Consider the following 26,169-nt stretch of genomic DNA (forward strand, 5'->3'; position numbering starts at 1 on the left):
GGAAAAAACGGGGATGCCTGGCGGCGTACGGTGGGACTGGCCGGGCTCCCGCTCGCGCGATGGTCGTGCTAGCGACCCCCGTGTGGATCGTTTTGCCGCACACGACGCCGACCGCCCCCCGCCGCCCGAGCCCGGCCTCCCTTACGAGGAGCTGAACGAGCCGCAGGCGCGCGCGGCCCGCCACGCGGCGGGGCCGCTGCTCATCTTCGCGGGCGCGGGGAGCGGAAAGACGCGCGTCATCGTGTACCGGATCGCGAACCTCATCGTGACGCACCGTGTCCCGCCCTACCGGATCCTCGCGGTGACGTTCACGAACAAGGCGGCGTCCGAGATGAAGCGCCGGCTGGAGGGGCTCATCGGGGCGGACATCGTGAAGGACCTCTGGGTCGGCACGTTCCACTCCGTGTGCGCGCGCCTCCTGCGCCGGCACCACGAGGCGGCCGGGCTCGACAAGAACTTCATCATCTATGACGACGACGACCAGCGCGCCGTCATGAACCGCGTCCTCAAGGAGCTCAACCTCGACGATCGGCGCTATCCGCCCCGCCAGGTGCTCTCGCGCATCCACGCCGAGAAGCAGGAGGGGCGGGGGCCCGGCGAGTTCGAGCGCAAGGGCTACTTCGACGACGCCATCGTGCGGTGCTTCGAGGCCTACGAGCGGCACCTCAAGGCGGCGAGCGCTGTGGACTTCGACGACCTCCTGCTCGCCGTGCTCCGCCTCGCGGAGGACCCGGAGAGCCTGGCCGGCGAGGATCTCCGGGGGCGCTTCCGCCACGTGCTCGTCGACGAGTTCCAGGACGTGAACCAGGTGCAGTACCGGCTCGTCCGGGCGTTCTGCAGGAGCCACGACAACCTCTGCGTGGTCGGCGACGACGACCAGAGCATCTACCGCTGGCGCGGCGCGGACGTCCGGATCGTCCGCGGGTTCCGGCGCGATTTCCCGCACGCGGAGGTGGTGAAGCTCGAGCAGAACTACCGCTCCGTGGGGCACGTCGTGCGCGGCGCGCTCGGCGTGATCCGCCACGCCTCGGACCGCGAGCCGAAGGAGCTCTGGACGTCGAACGAGGACGGCGCGCCGATCGACGTGGTGGCGGCCGACAGCGAGCACGACGAGGCGGCGTGGGTGGTCGAGTGCGTCCGCGAGCTCATCGCGCAGGGCGTCTCTCCGAACGAGATCGCGGTGTTCTACCGGATCCACGCGCAGTCGCGCGTGCTCGAGGAGGTGCTGCGCGAGGCGCGCATCCCGTACCAGATCATCGGCGGCACGCGCTTCTTCGAGCGGGCGGAGGTGAAGAACCTGCTCTCGTACCTGCGCGTCGTGGCCAACCCCCGCAGCGACGTGGATCTCAACCGCATCATCAACGTGCCGGCGCGCAAGATCGGCCAGAGCACGGTGGACAAGCTCATCCAGGCGGCGGACGTGCTCGGCGTGTCGCTCTACGAGGCGATCACGCCGCTCGTGGAGGGGGCGGTGCCGCCGTCGGAGATGCCGGGGGGCCAGCTGCCGCCGCTGCCGACGGCGGCGAAGCGGAGCCTGCTCGGCTTCCGCGATCTGATGCAGGGGCTCATGACGGAGGCGAAGAGCGCGTCGCCGAGCGCGCTCGCCGAGGAGGTGCTCGCGCGGTCGGGCTACGCGAGGATGCTCGAGCAGGACGACAGCGTCGAGGCCGAGGCGCGGCTCCAGAACTTGCGCGAGCTCGTGCAGTCGCTCGTGGACTACGAGCAGGAGACGACCGCCGCCGGCGACGAGGCGACGCTCTCGGGCTACCTGGAGCGGGTGAGCCTCGTGTCGGACGTCGACGCGCTCGTGGACATGCCGAAGGTCGCGATGATGACGATCCACGCCGCGAAGGGGCTGGAGTTTCATGCCGTGTTCCTGACGGGCATGGAGGAGGACCTGTTCCCGTTCCGGAGCCAGGATCCGAACCGCAAGGGTGACATCGAGGAGGAGCGCCGCCTCGCGTACGTCGCGATCACGCGGGCGCGGGCGCGGCTCTGGATCACGCATGCGGCGCGGCGGGCGATCTTCGGCCAGACGCGTTACGGCTTGCCGAGCCGCTTCCTGGCCGACCTCCCGCCGGCCGCGGTGCGCCCGATGGCGACGCCGACGGCGATGATGGCGCAGCGCCGGGGCGACGTCGGGGGCGGCGGGTACGCCGGGTCCCGGTCCGGCGGCGGGGGAGAGGCCCGTGGCTTCTGGGAGGGCCGGGATCGGAGGCCTGCGGCGCAGCCCGAGGAGCGGCTGGCGTGGTCGCGGTTCGCGGCGGAAGGCGAGCCGGCGAGGGCGCCGGCGCCGCGCGGCGTCGAGCGACCCGAGCGGGCGCCGGGCGAGCGATATGTCGAGCGGGAGGCGGTCGACGCGGGCGGCGATGGCGGCGAGGGGCTTGTGCTGCGGCGCGGGACGCGGGTGTTCCACGAGCGGTTCGGGCCGGGCGTGGTGGAGAGCGTGGACCCGGGGGCGGATCCGATCGCGACGGTGAAGTTCTCGGGGTGGGGGAAGAAGCGGATCAAGGTGGCGTTCTTGCGCGCCGGGTCGTGAGGGGTATCGGGAGCTGGAGCGCCGATCACGTTGGGATGCACGGCTCGTCGCGCTTGCGCATGGCGGTTTCTCACGGGGGAGACAGACGACTTCGGAGAACTTCCCGCCCCCTCGGCGACCCGATGCGGGGCCAGGCGTGGTGGGGGTGGACCCCGCCACGCGTCGAGGCCCGGCCAGGCTTGATGGGAGTGGACCCCCCCTCGATCAGGTGCAGGGCCAGGTCTGGCGGGGCCCAACCTGCCGGCGACCTGACGTCCGGCCAGGCTTGACGTGGGTGGAACCCCCCCCGCGACCAGGCACAGGGCCAGGCGTGAGGGGGGTCGACCCCCCCCACGAGCAGGTGCCCGGCCAGGCGTGAGGGGGGTCGACCCCCCCCACGAGCAGGTGCCCGGCCAGGCGTGAGGGGGGTCGACCCCCCCCCACGAGCAGGTGCCCGGCCAGGTGTGGAGGGCGTGGGCACCCCCCTCGCTCTGGTCGATGGCCAGATCCCGCGGGGGTCGACCACCACATCCGCGGGTGCAGTACCCGCCCCGGTGGGGGTCTCACCCCGCCCGGGCGCCGCCGCTCCTTCCACGGCCGTCCTCGTTCTGGTACGTGACCCGTCGCGCGCCCCGGCGGGCGGCCCCGCGGCGCCCCCGCGCGCCCGAGCCGGGGCGAGGAGGGCCATTCCCATGCACAGGAACATCCGTCGTGCCGTCGCGCCGGCGCTGGCCGGCGCGCTGCTGTCGATCTCGGCGGTCGCCGCGGCCGAGCCTCCGTCCAGCGCCCGGGACCGGCTCGTCGCGCAGGCGCACGCCGCGGTCGACGAGGCGCGGCTCGCCGAGGCGCGCGATCTGTGGATGGCGGTGTGGAAGCTCGAGCGCTCCCAGGTGGCCGCCTGCAACATCGGCGCGCTGTCGTTCCGGATCGGCGATATGCCGGCCGCCGTGCGCTGGCTGTCGCTCTGCAAGGAGATCATGCGCGCGCCGAGGACCCCCGACGAGCGCGCGCTGTACGAGTCGCGGCTTGTCGATCTCGCGCGCGCGCGCCAGCTCGCCGGCGAGCTCCGCATCCTCGCGCCCGCGGGCGCGGCGGTCACGATCGACGGCGCGCCGGCCGAGATCGAGGGCGACGAGCCCATCCCCGTCGAGCCCGGGCGCCGGGTCGTGCGCGCGGCGCTGGACGGCAAGACAGCCTCGGCCGAGGTCGACGTCCCGCGCGGCGAGACGCGGGAAGTGAGGCTGACCTTCCCCCCGCCGCCCCCGCCGCCCGAGGGGCCGCGCGCCGCGCGACAGAGCCCCGCGCCTCCTCCGCCCGCGCGACCGGGGCCGGATGCCACCCTCGTCAAGGGCGGCCTCGGGCTGTCCGTCACCTTCGCGGTGGTCGGCGGCGTGCTGCTCGCCGGCGCCGAGAAGCGCGAGGAAGCCGTCCTCGCCTACGCCCGCGCCGCAGGGCCGAACGGTTGCTTCCGGGCGAGCTGGCCGATTTGCCAGCAAGCCGTCGCGGCCCACGGCGAGATGCGCACCCTCAGGCAGCTCGGGGTGGCCGGCCTCATCACCGGAGGAGCGGTCCTGGCCGTCACGCTCGGATACACGTTCTACCCGCGCGGCCAGGCCGACGTCCGGCTGTCGGCGGATGGCTTTACGGTCACTGGCGTGTTCTGACCACGGATTCGACATCGACCCTGGTCTGACCGGCGCGTGACCGGACACCGGCGCCTGCGTGCCGCGCACTGGCGAAAACTTGCGTGACGGCCGCGGGAAGAGCGCGGCATAGTGAGCCTGTTCGAGGAGCAGGCCAACGACACCCCGGCGGATTGGGGCCGCCAGGGTGTCGGCTGCCCAGCCTTGTGCCGGAGGACTGGACGTACGATGAGCTCTGTCAAGCATTGCGCCTTGGCGATTTTGTTTCTCATGGGTTTTGCACTTTCTTTCGCCTGTGGTGCCGAGCCGTATGTGGGGGGCGACTGCGCGACCACGGACGACTGTCTGTCCGACGGCCAGAGCGTGCCGGGTACCGTCTGCATCAACGGGCGCTGCGAGTGCGCCGAGCCGGGCAAGGTGGTCTGCTGCCCGCGCGGCGAGAACGAGCCGGACTGCTTCCTGATGTGCCGGCCCTGCGACGAGTGCGCGGAGGGGACGGCGGAGTGCTCGGGCGTGGTGGACCCGTCGGCGCAGTGCAAGAGCGACGCGGAGTGTCCCGGCCCGCCGGACCCGCGGTGCGGCGCGGGACGCTGCGTCGAGGGGAAGTGCGCGCTCGAGATCAAGCCGGGCCGCCTCGGCTCGCAGCTCCGCGGCGACTGCAAGCAGGACGAGTGCACGGAGGAGGGGAGCGTGGTCAGCGTGCCGGCGTACGACGTGTACAACGACGGCAACCAGTGCACGAACGATCTCTGCGACTATGACCGGCCGCTCAACGCGCTGCTCGACGGGGTGATCTGCCCGAGCTCGGGGTCGGGGCGGTGCCATGCGGGGCGGTGCATCGAGTGCCTCGCTGAGGATCCTACGCTGCACTGCGCCGCCGGGCTGGCCTGTGATGGGGTGTTCTGCGTGCCGGCCCACTGCGTCAACCTGGTGTTCGACGCGAGCCGCGGAGAGACCGCTCAAGACTGCGGTGGTTCGTGCAAGCCGTGCAGAGATGGGGATCTATGCAACGCCGGGGCAGATTGCCAGTCGGGCGTGTGCGCGATGGCGCATTGCAAGGCGCCGACGTGCGCCGACGGCGTGAAGAACGGCGGCGAGGCCGGCGTGGACTGCAGCGGCGCGTGCCCTCGCCTCTGCCCCGAGGGCGGCGGCTGCGCGTCCGGCGAGGATTGCGCGAGCGGCGTCTGCTGGGCCGGCGCCTGCGAGGAGCCCACCTGCAAGGACGGCGTGGAGAACGGCGACGAGCTCGGCGTGGACTGCGGCGGCAAGGGATGCGCCGCGGCGTGCCCGGGGTGACGAGCGACGCCGAGCTCGCCGACGGCGAGCCGCGTCCACCGGCGGCGCCGGTCAGTCGCCGCCGCGAGGGCCCGGGATCACCGGCCCCGGCGCGAGGACGCGGCTCCCCTCCATCAGCCATACGGCCATCTCGCTCGTCCCGGCCCTCTGCCAGATCACATCCGCCATCCCATCCAGGTTGACGTCGCCGGCGGCGCGCGCGCTCCACCCGTCGCCGATCGGCCCCGGGATCACGGGCCCCGCCGCGAGCAGCTGGCTCCCTGCGAGCAGCCATACGGCTATCAGCCCGCTCTCTTCGTTGCCCCAGAGCACGTCTATCATGCCGTCGGCGTTGAAATCGCCCACGCCGGTAGCGACCCAGCCGTCGCCGATCGGCCCCGGAATCACGGGCCCCGCCGCGAGCGGCTGGCCTCCGTGCATCAGCCAGACCAGCATCAGGTCCTGCTCGATACCGATCCAGATCACATCCGCCATTCGATCGAGATTGACGTCGACCGGAAAGCCGAAGCTGAAGCCGCCGATCGGACCCGGGATCGGGGGCCCCGCCGCGAGCCGCTGGGTGCCGTTCATCGGCCAGACCGCCATCTGGTTCTGATCGGGATCGAGCCAGAGCACGTCCGCCATCCGATCGAAGTCGAAATCGCCGGGCAGGGCGGTCCAGCCACCGCCGATCGGCCCTGGAATGAACGGTCCGGGCGCGCGCAGGCGGCTGCCGTCCATCAGCCAGACCGCCATCAGGTGCCGTTCCTCATGGGACCAGAGCAGGTCCGCCATGCTGTCGGCGTCGAAATCGTTCGCCCAGACGACCCAGCCGTCGCCGCCGGGCCCCGGGATGAACGGTCCGGGCGCCAGGAGGTCGCTTCCGTTCATCAACCACACGGCGATCCGGTTTCGTTCGGCGTCGTACCAGATCACATCCGCCATCCTGTCGGCGTTGAAGTCGGCCGTCTGGATGATCTCCCACCCGTCGCCGTGGCGCCGCTGCGTCGCGGCGCCGGGGGATGGGGCCGAAGGTCCGATGGGACGGCCCTCGTCGCCCGGATCGACGCCGCGCGCGCAGGCGGCCGTCGCGGGGATCGCGGCGGCCACACCCAGCGCCCTCACGACCTGCATGAACGTTCTCAGGCTCGCCTCCCTGGCCCTCATGCCGTGCAGCGCGGCGAAGGCCGTCGTCGGGGATCTGTGGCCTCCGCTCGTGGGCGCGCGGTTCACGGCGCCGGGGAAGGTAGCAAGCGCCGGTCCATCCGGAGCCGCGTCGGCCCCGGAGAGGGGGGTCGCGCGCACAGGGGTTGGCCCTCGGAAGAGGAGAGTTACCGGGGCGTCAATTGCATCGGGGGGCCCCGGCTGCTTGCCGCGCGGCAGAGGAAGAGGGCCGCAGCCGTCGGGGCGCCTGCTCAGGTGAGCGGCAGGGCGCCCCCAGCGTTCAAGACGTCCTCGCCGAAGCTCTTGACGTCGTCGAAGCCCATGTAATTGAAGCAGCTCACGAGCATGTCGGCGAACGAGCGATCGCCCCGGAAGTCGACGAGCCGCCCGCGCCGGAAGTGGTCGTGAGCTTTGCCCGCGAAGACGACCAGGCTGTCCTCGATGCTGTGGGTGTCGCCCTGCCCGAGCTCGTTCCAGTGCACGACGAGCGTATGATCCCAGAGCGTGCCGTCGCCGTCGCTCGTGTTCTTCAAGATCTCGTAGAGCTTCGTGTTCTGCTCCCAGAGGTGCTTGTGGATCTTGCGCACGTCGGCGAACGCGGCGGCGTCGCTGTTGTGCGAGATGTCGTGGTGACCCTCGCTGAGGCCCAGGCTCGAGTAGACGCGGTTGCTCGTGTTGCCGCTCCAGTTGAAGTTCACCACGCGCGTCAGATCGCAGGCGAACGCCAGGGCGCTGATCTTGAAGAACAGCTCGCCCATGATCACGTGGTTGTCGTCGGCGTAGGGGTCGAGCCTCGTGCCGAGCGAGGTTTGCACGCACGCGGCCGCGTCGTTGCCGGTCTGGAGCGCGCGCTCGACGTCGCGCATCGAATCGAGGTGCTGCTGGATCTTGGCGCGGTCCTCGGCGCCGAGCTTTGTGAGGAGGGAGTTGCCCTCCTCGCGCACGAGATCGATGGCCGACTGCTTCTTCGCCAGGCGCCTCAGCACCTCTTGCTGCGCGGCCCCCTCGCCGGACGCGAAGGCGAAGATGCGGGCGTAGGCCTCGTACGGGTCGGTCTCCGGCGGGATCGGGCTCTGGTTGCCCACGGGACCCGCGTGGGCGTGCGTGTTCCAGATGTCGTTCCGCTTGTTCCCGACGCGGAACACGAGGTGCCGGTGCGCGACGCTCTCGTCGGCCTCCAGCACGCGACCGCCGATCGCGTAGTCGGCGCTCGGCCCCTCCACGTAACCTATCGTGGACTCGGTGCCGCCGATCGGGAACGACCCGGTGCCGGACTTCCACGGCGCGAGCGAGCTGCCGCCCTGCTGGTGGTTGTCGGCCCGCTCGGCCTCCGGCAAGTCGTAGAAATGCTTGTGCAGTTTGTTGAGGAAGACGAGATCCTCGCGGTAAGGCTCGAGCGGGGCGAGGAACTCGCCGAGCTGAAAGCTCGTCTCACCGCCGGCGCTGAAGCGCTTCGCCGTCTCGTCGCCGTTCGCCTGGAACACGAACATGATGCGGCGCGGGGAGGGCGTCGTCTGGGCGCGCGCGCGGCTCGGGCGCATGGCGTCGAGGAACGGAAGCGCGAGCGCAACTCCGGATGCGCCACGCAGGAAAGTACGGCGGCTCAGCGGTTTCATGGTCTCTCCGGGGTGATCACGGGGCGGTAGCGGAAGGCGTCGGTCTGCGTGAGCGCGACAACGAGCTCGGACAGGCTGTAGCCGCTCTCCTTGAACGCGACCGAGAGCGCCGCCATCGAGCAGCGATCGGCGTCGGTCTCGTCGCGACCGTGGGAGAAGCGGAAGTTTTGCAGCACGTAGCAGGCGCGCGCCTGCTCGCTCTGCGCGAGGCGCTGGCCCAGCTCGGCGGCGTTCGCCACGGGGCCGTCGGCGTCGCGCGTGAGCGAGATGTCGCTCGAGGTCGCGACGGGCCGACCCTCCTCGTCCGTGGTGCGGGCGCGGCCCACGGCGTCGAACGACTCGAACACCACGCCGAGGGGATCCATCATCGCGTGGCACCCCGCGCAGCTCGGCTCGCTGCGGTGGAGCTCGAGGCGCTCGCGCTGCGAGAGCCCCTCTCCCAGGCCCTCGAGATCGAGCTTCACGTCGTTGGGGGGAGCGGGCACGATCGCGCACAGGAGATCGGTGCGCACCTTGAGGCCGCGCCGGACGATCGAGGTGCGCGTCGCCTTGTCGTGCGTGAGCATCATGCCCTGGGTCAGCACGCCCGAGCGGCCGGGCATGTCGACCCTGACGAAGCCGTCGCCGCTCACGCCGTCCACGCCGTAGTGCCGCGCGAGCGCGCCGTTCACGAAGCTGTACTCGGCGGTGAAGAGCTCGTCGAACGAGCCGCTCGGGCTCGAGAACAAGCTCTTCACGAACGTGCGCGTCTCCTCTTGCAGCAGGCCGGGCAGGCGGGGCACGAGGTCCGGATACACCGCCGGATCGCGCGTCATGCCGCTCAGGAGGTCGATGTCGAGCCACTGGTCGAAGTACTCGAGCAAGCGGTCGGCCCGGGGATCGGCGAGCATGCGCCGCACCTGGGCCTCGACCTGCTCCGGCGTGCCGAGCTCGTCCGCCGCCGCCGCGCGCGTGAGCTCCGCGTCCGGCTGCGACTGCCAGATCAGGTACGAGAGCCGCGAGGCCATCTCGTACGGCGTGGGCTCGGTGACGTCCCCCGTGCTCGCCTGGCCGAGCTCGACGCGATAGAGCACGTTCGGCGACTGCAGCATGCTGAAGACGACCCACTCGATGCCGTCCTTGAAGGTGTGCCCGTCCGAGCCTGCGGTGAAGCGCTCCTCGTAGCTCTGGACCTCGGCCTCGGTGAGCGGCCTTCGGTACGCCCTGGCGCCGAAGGTGCGGATGAAGTCGCTGGCGCACTCGAGCTCGCCGAGCGCCGCCGGATCGCAGGAGACAAGGCCCGGAGCCTGCGCCGCGACGGCGGAGATCTGCTCCGCGGCGTCGAGGTACTTCTGCGCGACGAGCGAGCCGACGGTCAAGAAGCTCGCGTTGTTGCGGAAGCCGAGCGACTCGGGCTCGCTCGGGAACGTGGCGACCACCGTGTCGATGGTGGAGGCCACGCCCGAGACGCCGGAGAAGAGATCTTTCAGCGTATTGGAATACTCGTAGTTGCTGAGGCGGCGGAGCGGCGACGCGCCGGGCTGCGGCGTCTGGCAGAAGGGCGAGGCCAGCACGTCTTCCGGGGCCTGGGCGCTTCCAGGCCTGTCCCCGCCGCTCCCGGAGCCCGAGCCGGGCGGCGTGGATTGGCCAGGTCCGCCGATCTGGCCGTTGCAAGCCGCGAGGAGCGCGAGCAAGAGCGGCGCAGCGTACCTGCGTTTTGAGCCCGGGAGCTCGAAAGGCCAGCGATGCGTGTGATGCTCGGGGTTCACCGTGTCCTCCACGCCGCGCCCGACGAAAGGCACGAGCTGGTGCGAGCGCCGACCCCATGGATCGGCGCTGACATGGGTTCCCGGCGCTGAGACTCAACAGCGCCGAGGTTAGAACCTACCAGAACCTGTCCGGTCAGCCACACATCACGAGTCGAACGCGAACACTTTTGTCCTCCAACGACCCACTCGCTTACCCAATTTCTCTGCTCTCGCCGAGTTTTTGAATCTCGACGGTAGCGGCGCGCGGCGCCTCGCGCCACGCCGCCACGCTGGCCGCCGCTGCGCGGCGCGGGCTCATCACGGCGTCGAGCTGTTCGATGAAACAGCTGTTTTCCGCCGGCAGGCCGACGGTCACGCGGAAGTATTCATCGTATCGCTCTTCGCCGAACGGCTCGAAGACCTTCACCTTCACGCCTCGAGCGAGCAGCGCGTCGTGGACCTTCGCCCCGGACCACGCCCCGCGCGCGCGGCACAGGATGAAATTCGTCTTCGACGGGAAGGCCTCCAAAGGGCGATGACCGCCGATCGCCGCCATGAGCCTGGCGCGCTCCCTCCCGGTTTGCTGCCGGACGAACCCGAGGTGTCCTCTGTCCTGCAACGACGCCTTCGCGAGCTCTGCGGCCAGCTGCCCGACACGGTGAGGCGTCAGCCTGGCCTCCATCTGCGCCACCAGCTGCAGGTCCGCCACGGCGTACCCGACGCGCACCGACGCGAGCCCGTGGGCAAAGGAGAAGCTGCGCAGCACCACCAGGTTGGGATGGCGGAGCACCAGGTCCGTCATGCGGGTGCCCGGGCTGTCCTCGAGGTAGTGGACATACGCCTCGTCGATGAAGAAGCAGGACTCAGGGAACCGGGCGAGCAGCGGCTCGAGCTCCCGCCTCGTGATGAGGACGTTCCCCGTGGGGTTGTTGGGGTTGCAGAGGTAGACAAGGCCGTCCTGCCGTGAGAGCCGCGATGCGAGCATCTCCACGTCGAGCGCGAAGCCGTTCTCCGGACCCAGCGGGAGCAGCTCGCATCGCAGCCCCACCCGGACGCCCGAGGCAGGCACCTTGGAATAGGTGAGCCGCGTGGTGATGATGGGGTACGCGACACGCCTCAACAGGAAGCGCAGGGTCCGCATCGCCGAGCGCTTGATCTTGTTCTCGATGAGGAACGGGATGCATGCCTTGAGCAGCGGGCCGCTCCCGTTCGCGACCAGCACGTTCTCCGGTCGCACGCCTGCGTCTTCGGCGAGCGCGCGCCGGAGATCTCCGTTGTCCGCGGCTGGATAGCGCCGCAGCGCCACGTTGCCGTCATGGCGCCTCATGACGTCCGCGCACCGCTCGGAGCAGTAGGTGCCGTGGTTCAGCGCCATGTCGATGGGCGGCGCGCCGGGCCGGCAATCCGGGTCGAGGGGTGTGTCGCTGGCTGTCGCTCGGGGCTGCATGGGGTGCTCCTTGCGTGGGTTGCGATCAGGATCAAGCAAGCTTCGAGACCCGCGCGGCCATGACGTCGAAGAGCCTCTCGGGCCACAGCCGCTTGAGCAGCAGGGCCGCGAGATCACGGCGCTTGCCCACCGCGATCTCGCGCTTGCCCTTGTCGAGCCCACCCAGGATGACGGCCGCAGCCTCGGAAGGATCCATGCCGGCCTCGATGTTCGGGTCGGCCGAGCCCGCCGTGGTCCCGTCGCCGCGAAGGGCATTGACGTCGATGGCGGTCCGCACGAACCCCGGCGTGACCACCGAGACCTGCACGCCTCGGTCCGCCACCTCGGCGCGGAGCGCATCGAAATACCCCACGAGCGCGTGCTTGGCCGCGCAGTATCCGGTCCGGAAAGGAACGCCCAGCTTGCCCGCGATGCTGGCCACCGCCACGAGGTGACCCGAGCGGCGCTCCAGCATCCGCGGGAGCACGAGCTGCGTGAGCCGGACGGGCGCGAAGAAGTCCACTTCCATGATGTGCCGGTAGACTTCGAACGACGTGTCGACGCCGAGCGAGCGCTGCGAGATACCCGCGTTGTTGACGAGCATGTCCACGGCGCCCGACCACGCAAAGGCGCGGTGCACGACGGCCGGCAGCGCGTCGAGGTGCGTCGCGTCGAACGGAAGCACAAGAGCAGGCGTCGCGCACGAGCTCGCCACGCGCTCCAGGACATCGGTACGCCGCGCCGAGAGGATGACGCTGGCTCCCTCTCCGGCGAACGCGAGCGCGAGCGCCTCACCGATGCCCGACGACGCGCCGGTGATCCATACTACCTTCCTCGCAAAGCCCATGACGCTGCTCCTCCTGACGTCGCGATGATGCGGTTGGCGCCTGCGCGCATGACACGGACCGGGCACAGCGAGCGTCCGATGGCCCCGGAGCCGCGTTCGCCTCCCACCCCATCCGAGGCGCTCACTCCCGCGTCCCCGGGCTCGGGTCTCCACCATGCGGCGACGTCATCCTGATGTTCGAACATTCGTCCCCGAGATCCAGGAGGCCACCGTCGCGGGCCAGCTGCAATGGCGATCTCGAGGCGCGCGGCCGCCGGTCCGGAGGGGACCAGCAGGCGGAGGGAGGGCTCAGGCCGCCGGGCGCCATGTCACCAGGTGTCGGAGTGGAGCTCGACGGTGGGGAGGCTGCTGCTGCGCGGCCGCCCCTCCGGGCTCGACGGAGGGCGCCCGATGTGCGATCGTCGGCCGATGGCGCGCGTCGAGTTCAGCACTCATCTGCCCACGTTGTTTCCTCAGCTCGCCGGGGGCCCGCTCTCCATCGAAGCGTCGACCGTGGCCGGGGTCGTCCAGCGCCTCGAAGAGCTCGCGCCCGGAGTGGCGTTCTATATCTGCGACGAGCGAGGCCGGCTGCGCAAACACGTCAATGTGTTCGTGGCGGGGGAGATGATCGTCGATCGACGCGCCCTCACCGATGCCGTCTCCTCGGACACCAGCGTCTTCATCGCTCAAGCCCTCAGCGGCGGCTGAGCCACGCGCCGCGGCACGTCCCCGGACGCCGGCCCCGCTCGAACCACCCCAGACAGGAGCTCTCGACAACATGGTCCAGCGACTTCTCATCGGTACACGCAAAGGCACCTTCATCGCGGAGCGCGGGGCGACCGGCTATCGCCTGCGCCTCGCGGGTCATGCGGGCGTGTGCGCCAACTATGTGGCGGCCAATCCACACGACGGCAGCCTGTGGGCGGCGCTCGGCTTCGGGCACTGGGGCGCCAAGCTGTCGACGTCCCGGGACGGAGGGCAGACGTGGAAGGACGCCCCCTCGCAGATCAAGTATCCCGAAGGCGCACGGTACCTGTCGCCGCCGGACCCGGGGCAGGAGGGCGAGGGAGAGAGCCGCTTCACGATGCGCCCGGCCACGCTGCTCAAGCTATGGGTCATCGGCTTCGGCGCGCCGGGCCGCATCTACGTCGGCACCATCCCGGGAGGGCTCTTCGTCAGCGATGACGCGGGAGAGCGCTTCGAGCTCAACCGTCCGCTCTGGGATCACGAGAGCCGCGGTGGAAACCTGTTCGACGGGGACGGCAGCGGCAAGACGCACTGGTTCGGCACGCCGGCGTCCGAGGGCGGCGAGTTCGCCGCCGGCATCCACTCGATCGACGTGGACCCGCGCGACCCCGACCGCGTGCGGGTCGGGATCTCGACGGCAGGCGTGCTCGAGAGCCGCGACGGCGGCAAGACCTGGCACGGCAGAAACAAGGGCCTGACCAACGACTATCTGCCCGAGCAGCAAGCCGAGTGGGGGCACGACGCTCACTTCATCCAGTGTTGCCCCGGTCAACCCGAGCACGTCTGGCAGCAGAACCACTGCGGCGTTTTTTACAGCAGCGATGGCGCCGCGACGTGGAAGAAGGTGAGCCAGCCCGAGCAGGGCGTCCATTTCGGTTTTCCCATCGTCCCGCACGACGAGGATGGGCGCACCGCCTGGGTGGTGCCCGGCGTGTCGGATCAACAGCGCATGACCATCGGCGGCGGCCTCTTCGTGGCCCGCACGCGCGACGGCGGACAGTCGTGGCAGGCGCTCCGGGAGGGGCTGCCTCAGGAGAACGCGTACGATGTCGTGTACCGGCACGCCCTCGCCCTCAGCGGCGATGAGCTTGCCTTCGGCAGCACCACCGGCAATCTTTATGTGAGCAGCAACGGCGGAGAGCGCTGGCAGGCCATCGCCCAGAACCTGCCGCCCATCTACAGCGTGCGCTTCGGGTGACACGAAGGGTGGACGCGGGACACGTTCTGTTCCGCGTCGCGCTTCGGATCGGGTTCAGGGCGATGGTCGTGCGGTCAGGCGCCACACGAGCGTACGCCACGCGCCCCGCTCGAAGATCTCCGGTCGACGACCGGCAAGGAGCGGCGCATACCGCGCGACGATCTCCGGAGCGTCGGTGGACACGAGCCCCGAGAGGATCAACGTCCCTAGCGGAGCCAGGCGAGCCACGATCCGGGGGGCGAGCTCCGCGAGCACACCGCGAAGGATGTTGGCCACGACGATGTCGAACGTCCCGTCCGGCCACGTCGTCGCGAAGCTCACGCGACCTTCCACCGCGCTCCGCCGTCCATTCTCCTCGGCGATAGCGATCGCGGCGGCGTCGATGTCGACCCCGATCGCCTCGCCGCCGAGCTTCGCGGCGCCGATCGAAAGGATGCCTGTTCCGCACCCGACGTCGAAGAGGCGGAAGCCGCTTCGCGGCGCGAACGACGCGAGCGCTTGCAGGCACATCCGCGTGCTCTCGTGCCGGCCGTCGCCGAATGCGTGGCTCGGGCCGAGGACGATGGTGCGCTCGTCGATCTCCTCGTCCCGCGGACCGAGGATCACACGAAACCGAGGCGGTACTTCGATGACGGTCGAACGGGCGCTCATGCTCGTGGAAGCCTGCCACCGCGCGGCCGCAGCGTCATCCGAGCCGCGGGGGCTGGCCGGCGGGCGGGGGAGGCTCGGCGGCGCCCGGCGCGGGCGCCGCTAGATCCAGACCTCTCCCAGCAGCGGCAGCACGCCCATCCTCACGTCGCGCGCCGCCCGGCCGCGCCGAGCCACCGCACCCGGACCGTTCCAGCCGGCGCGAGCGACCGCGGAGAGAACGTGTCGGCGATCATCGGCGCTGGCTCGCCCGGTCGGCAGGCGTGGTGAGTCGGTGCGGCGTGGTCATCGAGGCGGGATCGCAATCGAACCGAGATCGACCCCCAGTGTCCGTGTTTCGGGCGACCGAAGCTCGTCCGCTCGATTACGATTGTCGGTCGTGGCAGACCAAACGCGCGCCGGCAAGATCGCCGCCCTCGGCGCGCTGTACTTCGCTCAGGGCATCCCGTTCGGCTTCCAGGCGACGGCGCTGCCCGTCTTTCTGCGGGCGAGCGGCGTCTCGCTCTCCGGCGTGGGCTTCGCGGGGGCGCTCGCGCTCCCCTGGGTGGCGAAGGCGCTCTGGGCGCCGCTCGTCGACCGCTTCGGGTGGGAGCGGCTCGGCAGGCGCCGCTCGTGGATCCTGCCGCTCGGCGTGCTGCTCGCGCTCACGTGCGCGGCCGCGGCGTTCGTCCCGCCGTCGCGCCACCTCGGCGCCCTGCTCGCGCTGGTGTTCCTGATGAACCTGCTCGCGGCCACCCAGGACATCGCGGTCGACGGGCTCGCGATCGACCTGCTCGGTCATGGCGAGCTCGGCCTGGCGAACGCCGCGCAGGTGGTCGGGTACAAGGTCGGCATGCTCGTCGCCGGCGGGCTGCTCGTCTGGGCGAGCGCCTGGATCGGCTGGCGCGGCCAGTTCGGCGCGATGGCGGCGCTCATCCTCCTGTCGGTGCTCGCCTCGCTCGCGCTGCGCGAGCCGCCGGCGAGCGAGGTCGAGGCGCGCGCGCGCCGCTCGCTGCGCGAGGTGCTCGCGACGGTGCTCGTCGCCCTGCGGGCGCCGGGCGCGCTCTGGGTCGTCGCGTTCCTCGGGACCTACAAGCTCGGCGAGGCGATGGTCGACATGATGTTCAAGCCCTTCCTCGTCGACGCCGGCTTCCCGCCGCACCGGATCGGCCTCTGGGTGGGCACGTACGGCCTTGTCGCGTCGATCGTCGGCTCGCTCGCGGGGGGCCTGCTGTCGCAGCGCATCCCGCTGCTCGCCGCCGTCGGCGTGACCTCGGCGCTCCGGTCCGCCGCGATGGCGGGCGAGTGGTACCTCGCCGCGGCGGGCCCACCCACCGCCGGGGCCGTCATCGCGGTCACCGTGGCCGAGCACCTCTTCGGCGGCGCCCTCACGACCGCGGTGTTTGCCTTCATGATGTCGCGCGTCCGTCGAACGGTCGGCGCGACGCACTACACGCTGCTGGCGAGCGTCGAGGTGCTCGGGAAGTCGCCTGCGGTGTGGCTGTCGGGCACGCTCGCCCAGCGGCTCGGCTATGCAGGCCTGTTTGCCCTGGGGACCGCGATCTCGGTCGTCTTTCTCGGGCTGCTGCTCCCCTTGCGTGAGCTGCGTGAGCGGCGAGCGGGCGAGAGGTGAGCAGACCTGGCCGTTCGATCCGCCGGTCGACAGGGCGCCTCGTCTCCGTCCGAGGGGATACCTCACCCCGGTGAGCCGCTCGGACTCTTCCCAGAGCCGCCGCTGCGCGCCCTCGTCATACGACCGTGCGCTCGACGCGTGCCGCACCGGAAACCCCGTCATCCCGAACGGCCCTGTCGGCCCGTAGTACTCTCCTCCCCTCGCGCCCGGATCGACGGCCGCTCGCAGCGACGCGAGGGCCCCCATCGCGGCGCTCTGCCCGAGGCCGAGCCCGAGCCGCGAGGCGAGCTGGCTCAGCCCGCGAAACAACCCAGGCGCGCTCCGCGTGATCTCTGTATGCGACCCGCCCGGGTGAGCCCCCAGCGCGATCGTCTTCGCGCCGGCCGCCGCGAGCCGGCGCTGGAGCTCGTAGGTGAACAGCAGGTTCGCGCGCCTGGACTGCCCGTACACGGAGAACCCCCGGAACGCCCGCCCGCTCTGCAGATCGTCGAAGGAGATGTCGGCCTGCCGATGCGCGACGCTGCTCACCGTCACGACGCGCGATCCTGGCACCTCGCGCAGCCTCCCGACGCGGCGCGACGCGACGCGACGCGACGCGACGCGAGCAGGCCGATCGCCGACCCGGCGCGCGGACCCTCGCTCCCGAGGGCCGCGACCCGCCGTCGCGCCGTCGCCCGCTTCCGTGACGGGGGAAATTGAACCTCCGAGGCACAGAGGGAACACAGCGCGAAGAGGAGAGGGGAGAATTTTTTTATCCCTCCTCTTCCCTCGGCGCCCACGGCGCCCTCTATGGTGCCTTTTGTCATGAGACCCGAGGGGCGAGCTTTGTCGCCGATGTGGTCGATGATGCGAAAGAGGATGATCCGCGCGCCCATTTCATGATATAACGAGACAGCCCTACGGCTGGCAGCTCCAAGAATCTCTCGTGACCGGGGTCGCACGACTCCTTCCATCGATCGCCTGGCCGGCGACGACCCTCACCGCCTCAGGGGGCGAGATCCTCCTGGGACCGGGGAGCTCGAGTCGGCCACGATCCGGGAGGCGAGCGCCTCGTAACGGCCGTCCCGGCGTGTCGTGCATGCTGCAAGCGCTGGTCGACGGATAGAGCCTTCCGCGAGCCGCCTCCGGGCCAAGCAATCTCTTCTCAAGCATCGTTTACGCATCGTTTACACATCGCTTACGCATCGCTTACGCATCGAAAAAGTATTTTTGAATCCACAGCGTGCGGCAGGTCGCCGTACTGCATGGCGCCAGCTATGCCGGCGCCCCAACGAGGAGCTCTCCCATGAGAACCACCTATCCGTCGATCTCTGCGTTCGCGCTCGCCTTGATGATCTCCGGCTGCATGGCGGCACCCGAGCCGCATGACGACAACGAAGAGGCCATCGGCGAGGGCGCGGCGGCGCTCGTCTCCTGCTCGGTGCTGCCCTCCGGCGACATCGTCACGAACGGCAGCTTCGAAACGCCGAACGTGTCGAACGGCTCGTCGTCGCTGTACAGCTCGATCTCCGGCTGGCAGGCTGCCTATGGTCAGATCCAGATCCATGACCACTCGAACGGCATGAGCCCCGCGCACGGCAGCCAGCACGCCGAGCTGGACGCCGACACCTCGAGCGGCATCTACCAGAATCTCACGACCATCCCGGGAGCGACATACCAGCTCCGGTTCGCCTTCGCCGCGCGCCCCGGCACCAACGCGAGCCAGAACGTGCTCGGCGTCGTCTGGGGCGGCCAGGCGGTGGCCACGCTCACGACCGCCAGCTCCACATGGGTCAACTATACCTATACCCTCGTGGCCTCCGGCACGACGACGCGCCTCCAGTTCAACGATCTGGGCATCTCGAACGGCCAGGGGACGCTCCTCGATCATGTCAGGGTGGTCGCCGCCGATACGGATCAGGACGGGGTCTTCGACTCGTGCGACAACTGCCCGGCGCTGGCCAACCCCTCCCAGGCCGACGCCGACGCCGACGGCATCGGCGACGCCTGCGAGCCCCCGTCCTCCCAGTGCGTCGTCGTGCAGCGCGGCACCTACGGGACCGTGCAGGATGCGCATATCCAGCCCGGGGTCTCGTGGCCTTACGGCGATTACCCGTACGTCGTCACCAACACGCTGCCGGAGGGCGAGCAGCCGGGCGTGCTGTCCTTCGATCTGTCGTTCATCCCCGCGGGCGCCGACATCGACTCGGCGATCCTCTCGCTCTCGCACACGTGGAAGGCGAGCGCCGGCGTCATCGAGGTGCACCGCGTGAACGGCCCCTGGCAGGAGTCGACCCTCCACGCCGGCAACTTCTCCGGGTACAACGCGGCCGTCGAGGCCACGATCACCACCGTCGCCGCGGACGCCGTCGCGACCGCCAACGTGGCGGCCCTCGTCCAGACCTGGGTCGATGGATCCCAGCCGAACTACGGCGTCGCGCTCCAGGATGTGAGCGGCCGGACCGACATCCGGTCGAGCGAGCAAGTGAACGTCGCCAACCGGCCGAAGCTCGAGGTCTGCTACACGTCGGGCCAGTAGCGGGGATTCCAGCCGAGGCGCGGAGGGGCGCGCCGGGGCACGATCGTGCGGGCGTCCGGGGCGATCTCGGGATGTCGATCGGCATTGCGCACGGCGATCCCGGCCACCTCCTCCAGGTGGGTTTGCCGAGAACCTGACGCCGCACCCCGCTTTTGATAGCAAGCGGAGCCGCGGTGATCTCGCGCAGGAAGCTCGTCCTCGGTCTCGCCGGCGCCGCCGGCGCCGCCGCCCTTTCACGGGCGCTCGCCCCCGGCGCTCCGCGCGACACCGCGGCGCGGCGCGCCCTCAAGCTGCCGATCGCGCCGAGCGGGTGGCCCTTCCCGGGAGCCCGCATCGTCGCCCCCTCCGCCGTGTTCCCGCCGGAGTTCGGGGTCCGCCGCATCTACCTCGACGCGGGCCACGGCGCCCCGGGCAACACAGGCAACGTCTCCTGCTTCTGCGTCGAGGAGCAGGACTTCACGCTCTCCGCGGCGCACGCGCTCGCCGAGCGGCTCAACGCCACGGGGCGCTTCGAGGCGCGCGTGGGCAGGACCGTCGACCGGCCGTTGCCCTACCCGGTGCGCGTCGAGGACGCCGCCCGGTGGGGCGCCGAGGCCTTCGTCAGCCTGCACTCGGACGTGCGCGGCAAGATCGACACGTGGTCGCCCGTGAAAGGCCGCACGTGCCCGCTCAGCCTCGCCGCGCCGGGGTTCGCGGTGCTCTGGTCCGACGAGGGGGACCCGGCCCTCGGCGCCCGCCGGCTCGCCCTCGCCCGCGCCTTCGCCCGGCGCATGGAGGAAGCGGGCCTCCTGCCCTACAGCGGCGCCGGCTACAGCGGCCTGTACTCCCCGGACGCCGCCCAGCCAGGCGTCTTCGTCGACCGGCGGCCCCAGGAACAGCGGATCTTCGTCCTGCGCCGCCCCTCGATGCCCTCCATCCTCGTCGAGACCCACCACGCGCTCGACGCCCGCGAGGCCACGCGCTGGAGCGAGCCCGCCACGCTCGACGCCTTCGCCGCCGCCGCCGCCGCCGCGCTGGCCGACGCGCTCGGCGGCGAAGGCGCGCAGGCCTCCCAGCCGCCCACCTGAGGCGCGCGCCGTGGCCAGCGCGCCCCCCGTCCCGGCTGCCGAGCGGGCCGGGCGCTTGACTTCCCGGGGGGACATTGGGGCTTTTGATCCGAATGGGCCGTCTCCAGAGCGACCCGTTCACGCGGGTCCCCGGCGTCGACAAGGTGGTCGTCCCGGATCCGCGGCTCGAGGAGGAGAGCTGCCAGACCGCGAAGCTGCACACCTGATGGGGCAGTTCCCCCAGCTGCTCGGCCTGCCCGGCGTCGCGCAGCGGCCTGTGCTCGGCGAGCCCGACGAGGGCGGATATATGAGGACGTCACCGGCGGAGGAGATCGGCTTCGGTGGCCGCCGCGCGAGTCTACGCGGTCACCCCACGCGCTCCCAGGCCTCCTGGTCGAGCGCCGGGAAGGTGACGAGGCACGCGCCCGCCTCGATGCCGTCGAGCCGGGCGTGGCCCTCGGCGTCGAGCGATCCTTCCCGGACCGAGCCGTCGGGCAGCTCCACCCGGTAGCGCTCGCGCGGGATGGGCTTGTCGTCCTCGCCGATGAGGCGGATCTCGATCCAGGTGAGCTCGGTCCTCGGCGCGCGCGGGGTGGCGTCTTCGGGCGCCTGGTCGTCGACGCTGGTCGCGTCGCCGCCGTAGGACGGCAGCCCGGGGAGGGGCGCCTCGCGGAGCCGCACCCGGCCGCTCAGCAGCAGCCGGCTCAGCGTGTCGAGCACGTCGGCGTCGGCCAGGCGGTGGACGGCGCCGGCCGGCGCGGCGTCGTCGAGCAGCCGCCGGAGCGCCGGGCGGTTCTGCGGCTCGGCGAAGAGCTGGCGCAGCGAGGCGGCCGCCCTCGCGCGATCGTCGAGCCGGTCAGCGCCGCCCTCGCGGCGGTCGGAGAGCTCGATCGCGAAGCGCCGCGAACCCAGCGATAGCAGCCGCTTCAAACCACCATGCTCCTTCCCGGGCCCGCGCGAGCGTATCAGCCTGCCCTCGCGCAAGGAAGGCCCCGGACGTGAGGGGCGATCCGAGGCGGGACGCGCGACCGTCAGGGCAGGGCGCCCGCTTCGGCCATGGCGGAGAGGAACGCGTCGCCGAGGCCCGGGGGCTCGGCGGCGAGCTCCGGGGGCAGCATCGGCGGGGCTGCCGCCGTGGGCATCGAGGGCGCAGCGGGCGCGGACGCCGGGAGCGGCGCGGGCGCAACCGGAGGGCGCTCGGGCGGGGCCTCGAACGGCGTCGCCGGCCCGCGCACGGGCGGGCTCAACGCCTCCACCGTCCCCTTGAGCGGATGGTCCTCGATCACGGGCGCCCGCGGCAGCGCCGGGCTGGCCTGCAGCGTGGCCGGAGGGCGCTCGGGCGGGGACTCGAACGGCGTCGCTGGCCTGCGCGCGGGCGGGTCCAGCGCCTCCACCGTCGCTCTGAGCGGATCGTCCTCGATCACGGGCGCCCGCGGCAGCGCCGGGCTGGCGGGCAGCGCGGCCGGAGGGCGCCTGGGCAGGGACTCGAAGGGCGTCGCCGGCCTGCGCGCGCGCGCGCTCAGCGGCTCCACCGTCCCCTCGAGCGGATGGTCCTCGACCTGCCCCACCACCGGCGCCGCCCCGGCGGGCAGCCGCAGCGTCGCGCGCAAGGACGCCGCCGAGAGCGGCGACGCCGTTCGCCCCGCCTCCTGCACGAAGGGGTCGACCCACCGCAGCGCCTCGCCTGGCAGCTCCACGCCGGCCACGACCCGGAGCGCCGCGAGATCCTCGTCACCCACGGCCGCGTGCCCTCGCCACACGACCGAGCAGCACCGCCGATCCGCGTCGATCTGCAGGGTATCGGCCCGCAGGGACAGCGCCGCTCCCTCGCGCGGCGCCCGCTCCTCGCGCCGGTACAGCCGCGCGACGCCCCGCGCGCCCGCGAGCTGCGTCCGCAGCCGCGGGCGCTGCGCGAACATGCCGCCCAGCACCACCCACTCGTCCCCTCGCAGCCTCTCCATCCGCTGCTCGGCCGGCGCCGCCTGGAAGTACCCCCAGTCGAGCCCCTCGGGCACCTCCAGCGCCACGCCCTCGAGCCGACCGGGATCCGCCGTCCCGAGCAGCGCCGCGCGCCGTGGCCAGCGGCGCGACAGCGGCCCCATCCCGTCCACCCGCACGCGCCTCGGCCCCTCGCCCCCCGGCGCGGGCCCGTCGAGCGTCACGCAACGGTCGAGCCGCAGCGCCCCCTCCTGCACCACGACCAGCCGGACCAGGATCTCGCCCGCGACCGTCGGAGGCACCCCGGCGTGTCCGGTCAGCAGCACGTCCACCTCGCGCAGGTACGGCGCCAGATCCCCCGCCGCGCGCAGCCCCACGCCCGAGGGATCCGGCACCTCGCCCGGCACGATCGGGTCCGGCTCGCCGAGCGTCACCGTGCCCTCGGCGACGAGCCCGAACGTCGCCTTGACGACCGCGGTCACGAACCGCTGCCCCCGCAGCCGCCAGACAAGCGTCGCCGCCGAGGCGCGGCCGAGCGACGTTATCGCGACAGGCCATCGAGCGGAGTGCACGGTCCACTGGAGTACCACGCCGCGTTCTCCCGGCGCGAGGACGATGCGCAGCCTGGAGAGGTGGTCGTGAGATAGGCGCGCCGCGCGCTATCCGCGTTGCCCGAGCGCCTCTTGCTGCGCGAAGCCCGGCCCCCGCACCTCGAACACCGCCCGCCCCCGCTCCCGCAAGCTCAGCTCCACCGCCGCGGCCCCGCGCGCGATCTGGTTGCCCTCCCGCAGCGCCTGCTCCAGCCCCTCTCGCGTCATCGCCCGGCCGAGCAGGTACCGTGTCCCCGGCCTGTACTCCGCCGCGCGACGGCGCCACCAGGCCGCCACGCCGGCGACGTCGGGAAAGGCCAGGTCCTCGTCCGGATCCATCGCCACGACCCCGTCTTCCGGATCGTCCGTCGGCCCGGCGCGGAGGCCGCTCGGCGCCCTCCTCGCGAGCTGCTCCGCCGCCAGATCGAGCCCGGTGATCAGCGCGATGGCGTGACCTGCCAGGCGCGAGAGGGCCGGATCTCCTGCGACCTCCAGGAGCCACGGCACGCCCGCCGGGTCGCCCAGCGCCCACGCCGCCGCCACAGGCGCCCGCGGATCCCGCGCGGACCTCGTCAGCGCGCGCAGCCAGGTGGACGCGACGGCCGGGTCCATCCGCCGCATCGCCATGCTCGCGGACTCGGCCGCGAACGGCCCGCCTCCGTTCGCGAGCTCCCAGAGCACCGGCGCGGACGCGCTCTCGCCGAGCAGCGCCGCCGCCCACGCCGCCCAGAAGCGGCACGCCTCGTCGCCTGCGCGGAGCGACGCGCGCACGTCGGGGAGCAGGTCGACCCGCCCGAGCTGCCCCGCGGCCCGCAGCGCCCGCGCGCGCAGCCGCTCGTCACGCGCGAGCAGCGCGTAGCCGAGCGGCGCGCCGGGGTCCTCCCCGTGCGCCGCGCACGCCGCGATCCCGAGCCATTGCAGCGCCGGCGGGCACCGGCCGGAGACGAGCCCGGGAAGGAGGCGCCGCACGCGCTCGAGCGACGTCCACCCGAGCGCCGACGCGATGCCCCGCGACACGTCCGGCGCTCCGCCGCCCACGTCGAGGACCCGCGCGAGCCCCCGCAGGTCCCAGCGATGCACCGCCACGACCGCCGCGCCGAACACCTCGCCCCCCTCGGCCCGCTCGAGCAGCGCGCGGCACGCCTCCCAGCCCGCGTCTCCCGCCAGCCTGAGCCCGTCGAGGTGCGCCTCCAGCCGGTCGTCGAGCCCGGCCAGATCATCGAGATCGTAGGCCGCGCTCCGGGCGGCGCGATCCCGGAGGAGCCACAGGAACGCCGCCTGGTCCGCGTGCTCCTCGCACAGCGAGGCTTCGAGGGTCGAGCTCATCCGCTGATGCCCGCGCGGTCCGTCGATCTGCACCGAGCCGCCCAGGATCCGGCGCACGCCGCCGCTCCGCTCCCGCTCGCCCGCCTCGCCATGCGCTCTCCTCTGCTCGACCCGCGGCCTCGATCGGACACGCCGTCAGTTCATCCCGATCTTGCCGCCCTTGACGCTCACGTTGCCCGAGGCCTGCACGCTCACGTCGCCGTCGGACTTCACCGCGAGCTTCTGCCCTTGCACCTGGATCGGGCCGTCGGCCTTCACGACGAGCTGCTTTCCCTGCACCACGATGTCGCCGCTCTGCTTGATCACGATCTGCGCGTCGCCGACCTGGAGGGTGAGCTCTTTGCCCACGATGACGGCCTTGTTCTCGCCGATCTCGTCCCTCGCGCTCTTGCTGACCGTGACGGTCATGTCCTTGCCGACCGTGATGGCGTAGGCCTCGTCCACGCTCACCGACTTGCTCTTGCCGACCGTCTCGTCGCTCGCCTCGCCGACGGATTCGCTCTTGCTCTTGCCGACCGAGATCGACGCCGACTTGCCGATCGAGACGCTCTGGCCGCCGCCCACGTCGATCGACTGGTCCTCGCCGATCGACTCGGCGTGGCTGCCCGACACCGAGACGCTCCGGTCGCCGCCGACGTCGAGGCGCTCGTCCTGTCCGATGCTCTCGGTGTGCGTCTTCGTGACGTCGATGGTCTTGTGGCCGCCGACGATCTCGCGCTGATCGTTGTCCACGCGCTTCGTCCTGTCGCGGGCGACGTGGAGCGCCTCGTCGCGGCCGATGTCCTGGGTCTTGTCGTTGCGAACGACGATGTTCCAGTCCTTCTGGCCGTGGAGGAAGATCTCCTCGGAGCCCTTCCGGTCCTCGAAGCGGAGCTCGTTGAAGCCGTCGCCGCCGGGCGAGCTGTTCGATTTGAGGGTGCTCTTCGTCTTCTCGGCGGGCAGCGGGTACGGCGGCACGTTGGCGCCATGGTAGACGCTGCCGACGACGAGCGGGCGATCCGGGTCGCCCTCGATGAAATCGACCACGACCTCGTGGCCGATGCGCGGCAGGACGACCGCGCCCCACGCGCCGCCGGCCCACGTCTGGCTCACCCGGATCCAGCACGAGCTGCGCTCGTCCCGCTTGCCCTGCCGGTCCCAGTGGAACTGCACCTTGATGCGCCCGTGCTCGTCCGTGTAGATCTCCTCGCCCGCGGGGCCGGTGACGATCGCGGTCTGGATGCCCTTGATCGCGGGCTTCTGGGTGACGAGCGGCGGGCGGAACGGGACGTCGGCGGGGATGGCCTGGAACCGGGTCTCACAGGGCGGCCTGTCCTCGCTCGCCACGGCTTCCATGGCGGGCTCGTGGCCGCTGTGCTCGACGCGGACGAGGAGGTAAGCCTGGTTCACGTCGTCGCGCGGGTGCTCGGCGAGCGTGAACGTGCGGCCGGCGAGCAGGCGGGGGCAAGCAGCCTCGCCCTCGGCGATGCGGCGCTTCGCCGCGAGCTCCTCCAGGCGGACGCGCGCGCGCTCCCGCCCCGCGCCCGGCGCGTCGTAATCGCCGGGGTGATCGTAGATCTCGAGGTCGTCGTCGCGCTCGCCCTGCTCGGAGCTCTCCAGCGAGAGCGCCGGCTTCTTGAAGTTGTAGTCGCGCAGCGTGACCTTGCCGGGCTGGACCTGCTCGGCGTAGCGGAAGCGGGAGACGTGCTCGCCGCTGACGAGCGCGCCGAGCGGGGGGCGGAACACGATCGTCGCCTCGCCGTCGATCGGGGGGTGGGCCGAGGGGGCGTCGCAGAGCACGAGCGCGTGTGCGCTCGCGTCGTGATCGAACCAGTAGGCGATGCCCTCTTCCTCCATCAGCCGGCAGGCAAACGCCCAGTCGGTCTCGCGGTACTGCACGCAATACTCGCGGGGCGCGTAGCTCTTCTGGAGCGAGAAGCGGCGTTCGCCCGGGGCGACGCCGGCGGCGTCGAAGACCTTCTTCAGGATGTCGGGGACCGAGAGCTCCTGGAAGATGCGGCTGTCGCGCCGGTGGAGCAGGCGAAAGACGTCGGGCACCAGCACGGCCCTGTAGGTGGTGAGCTTCTTCCCCTCTTCTCCCAGCTCGAAATGGGCGACGATCCCGTGGACGTGGCGGACGTCCTCGCTGACGCTGAAGGTGAGCGACGCGCGCTTGCCGACCGCGCTGTCGAGGGCGAGCTCGCCCGCGCGGCTCACGAGCGTGATATCGAACCGGAAGAGCTCGGAGACGGCCTCCTGCCCCTCGAAGCGGACGACCCGGAGATCTTCGTCGACCCCTTCGATCTGGAATGTGTGCACGGGTCCCGCTCCTCCCGAGAGGCGAGCGCACGGGAGCGCGCGCACGCGAGCGG

The 26,169-nt window shown here is 71.6% G+C and carries 18 protein-coding genes; 8 read left to right on the top strand and 10 right to left on the bottom strand.

Annotated features, from left to right (window positions below; genetic code table 11):
• The first annotated feature begins 82 nt into the window (after positions 1–82).
• The 3 genes from WMF28_RS04830 to WMF28_RS04840 all read left to right on the top strand — a co-directional run bounded on the left by WMF28_RS04830 (position 83) and on the right by WMF28_RS04840 (position 5,457).
• Positions 83–2,539, top strand: a complete 2,457-nt coding sequence (locus tag WMF28_RS04830) for an ATP-dependent helicase (protein ID WP_437600859.1) — start codon at positions 83–85, stop codon at positions 2,537–2,539.
• Positions 2,540–3,210: 671 nt separating this feature from the next.
• Entirely contained in the window at positions 3,211–4,182 is a 972-nt protein-coding gene (locus WMF28_RS04835) for a hypothetical protein (RefSeq protein ID WP_437600861.1), read from the top strand.
• 249 nt (positions 4,183–4,431) lie between these two features.
• The gene (locus WMF28_RS04840; RefSeq protein ID WP_437600862.1) at positions 4,432–5,457 is read left to right on the top strand and encodes a hypothetical protein; all 1,026 of its coding nucleotides are present in this window, start codon (positions 4,432–4,434) and stop codon (positions 5,455–5,457) included.
• Positions 5,458–5,508: 51 nt separating this feature from the next.
• Here the strand turns inward: WMF28_RS04840 and WMF28_RS04845 are convergent, their stop codons facing one another.
• The 5 genes from WMF28_RS04845 to WMF28_RS04865 form a co-directional block, all read right to left on the bottom strand.
• The gene (locus WMF28_RS04845; RefSeq protein ID WP_437600863.1) at positions 5,509–6,669 is read right to left on the bottom strand and encodes an FG-GAP repeat domain-containing protein; all 1,161 of its coding nucleotides are present in this window, start codon (positions 6,667–6,669) and stop codon (positions 5,509–5,511) included.
• A gap of 182 nt (positions 6,670–6,851) precedes the next feature.
• Entirely contained in the window at positions 6,852–8,141 is a 1,290-nt protein-coding gene (locus WMF28_RS04850; protein ID WP_437600864.1) for a DUF1552 domain-containing protein, read from the bottom strand.
• 71 nt (positions 8,142–8,212) lie between these two features.
• A complete protein-coding gene (locus tag WMF28_RS04855) occupies positions 8,213–9,997 on the bottom strand; it encodes a DUF1592 domain-containing protein (protein WP_437600865.1) in 1,785 nt (594 codons plus the stop codon).
• Between the two features lie 157 nt (positions 9,998–10,154).
• A complete protein-coding gene (locus WMF28_RS04860; RefSeq protein WP_437600866.1) occupies positions 10,155–11,390 on the bottom strand; it encodes a pyridoxal phosphate-dependent aminotransferase in 1,236 nt (411 codons plus the stop codon).
• 31 nt (positions 11,391–11,421) lie between these two features.
• Positions 11,422–12,216, bottom strand: coding sequence for an SDR family oxidoreductase (locus WMF28_RS04865; protein WP_437600867.1), 795 nt, complete (start codon positions 12,214–12,216; stop codon positions 11,422–11,424).
• Between the two features lie 408 nt (positions 12,217–12,624).
• On the opposite strand from WMF28_RS04865, the gene WMF28_RS04870 reads away from it, so the two are divergent.
• Both WMF28_RS04870 and WMF28_RS04875 read left to right on the top strand, forming a co-directional pair.
• Positions 12,625–12,903 carry a MoaD/ThiS family protein gene (locus tag WMF28_RS04870; RefSeq protein WP_437600868.1) on the top strand — a complete coding sequence of 93 codons (279 nt, stop codon included), beginning with the start codon at positions 12,625–12,627 and terminating at the stop codon, positions 12,901–12,903.
• Positions 12,904–12,973: 70 nt separating this feature from the next.
• Positions 12,974–14,140 (top strand): WD40/YVTN/BNR-like repeat-containing protein, encoded by a 1,167-nt coding sequence (locus tag WMF28_RS04875; RefSeq protein WP_437600869.1) that lies wholly within the window; start codon positions 12,974–12,976, stop codon positions 14,138–14,140.
• A gap of 54 nt (positions 14,141–14,194) precedes the next feature.
• On the opposite strand, the gene WMF28_RS04880 is transcribed toward WMF28_RS04875, so the two are convergent.
• Positions 14,195–14,791 carry a 50S ribosomal protein L11 methyltransferase gene (locus tag WMF28_RS04880; RefSeq protein ID WP_437600870.1) on the bottom strand — a complete coding sequence of 199 codons (597 nt, stop codon included), beginning with the start codon at positions 14,789–14,791 and terminating at the stop codon, positions 14,195–14,197.
• A gap of 376 nt (positions 14,792–15,167) precedes the next feature.
• On the opposite strand from WMF28_RS04880, the gene WMF28_RS04885 reads away from it, so the two are divergent.
• The 3 genes from WMF28_RS04885 (at position 15,168) to WMF28_RS04895 (ending at position 19,985) form a co-directional block, all read left to right on the top strand.
• Positions 15,168–16,400, top strand: coding sequence for an MFS transporter (locus WMF28_RS04885; RefSeq protein ID WP_437600871.1), 1,233 nt, complete (start codon positions 15,168–15,170; stop codon positions 16,398–16,400).
• A gap of 1,285 nt (positions 16,401–17,685) precedes the next feature.
• Positions 17,686–18,918 carry a DNRLRE domain-containing protein gene (locus tag WMF28_RS04890; RefSeq protein ID WP_437600872.1) on the top strand — a complete coding sequence of 411 codons (1,233 nt, stop codon included), beginning with the start codon at positions 17,686–17,688 and terminating at the stop codon, positions 18,916–18,918.
• Positions 18,919–19,091: 173 nt separating this feature from the next.
• Positions 19,092–19,985: an N-acetylmuramoyl-L-alanine amidase family protein gene (locus WMF28_RS04895; RefSeq protein ID WP_437600873.1), complete on the top strand. Its 894-nt coding sequence runs from the start codon at positions 19,092–19,094 to the stop codon at positions 19,983–19,985.
• A 345-nt stretch (positions 19,986–20,330) separates the two neighbouring features.
• Here WMF28_RS04895 and WMF28_RS04900 read toward each other — a convergent pair whose 3' ends face one another.
• The 4 genes from WMF28_RS04900 to WMF28_RS04915 form a co-directional block, all read right to left on the bottom strand.
• A complete protein-coding gene (locus WMF28_RS04900) occupies positions 20,331–20,894 on the bottom strand; it encodes a hypothetical protein (RefSeq protein WP_437600874.1) in 564 nt (187 codons plus the stop codon).
• Between the two features lie 101 nt (positions 20,895–20,995).
• Positions 20,996–22,474, bottom strand: a complete 1,479-nt coding sequence (locus tag WMF28_RS04905) for a DUF2169 domain-containing protein (protein ID WP_437600875.1) — start codon at positions 22,472–22,474, stop codon at positions 20,996–20,998.
• Positions 22,475–22,561: 87 nt separating this feature from the next.
• Positions 22,562–23,875: a TIGR02270 family protein gene (locus WMF28_RS04910; protein WP_437600876.1), complete on the bottom strand. Its 1,314-nt coding sequence runs from the start codon at positions 23,873–23,875 to the stop codon at positions 22,562–22,564.
• A gap of 78 nt (positions 23,876–23,953) precedes the next feature.
• Positions 23,954–26,116: a type VI secretion system Vgr family protein gene (locus WMF28_RS04915; RefSeq protein ID WP_437600877.1), complete on the bottom strand. Its 2,163-nt coding sequence runs from the start codon at positions 26,114–26,116 to the stop codon at positions 23,954–23,956.
• Positions 26,117–26,169: the final 53 nt, after the last annotated feature.

Origin of the sequence: Sorangium sp. So ce590, assembly GCF_051521365.1 — a bacterium.
In the GTDB taxonomy this organism is placed as follows: domain Bacteria; phylum Myxococcota_A; class Polyangia; order Polyangiales; family Polyangiaceae; genus Sorangium.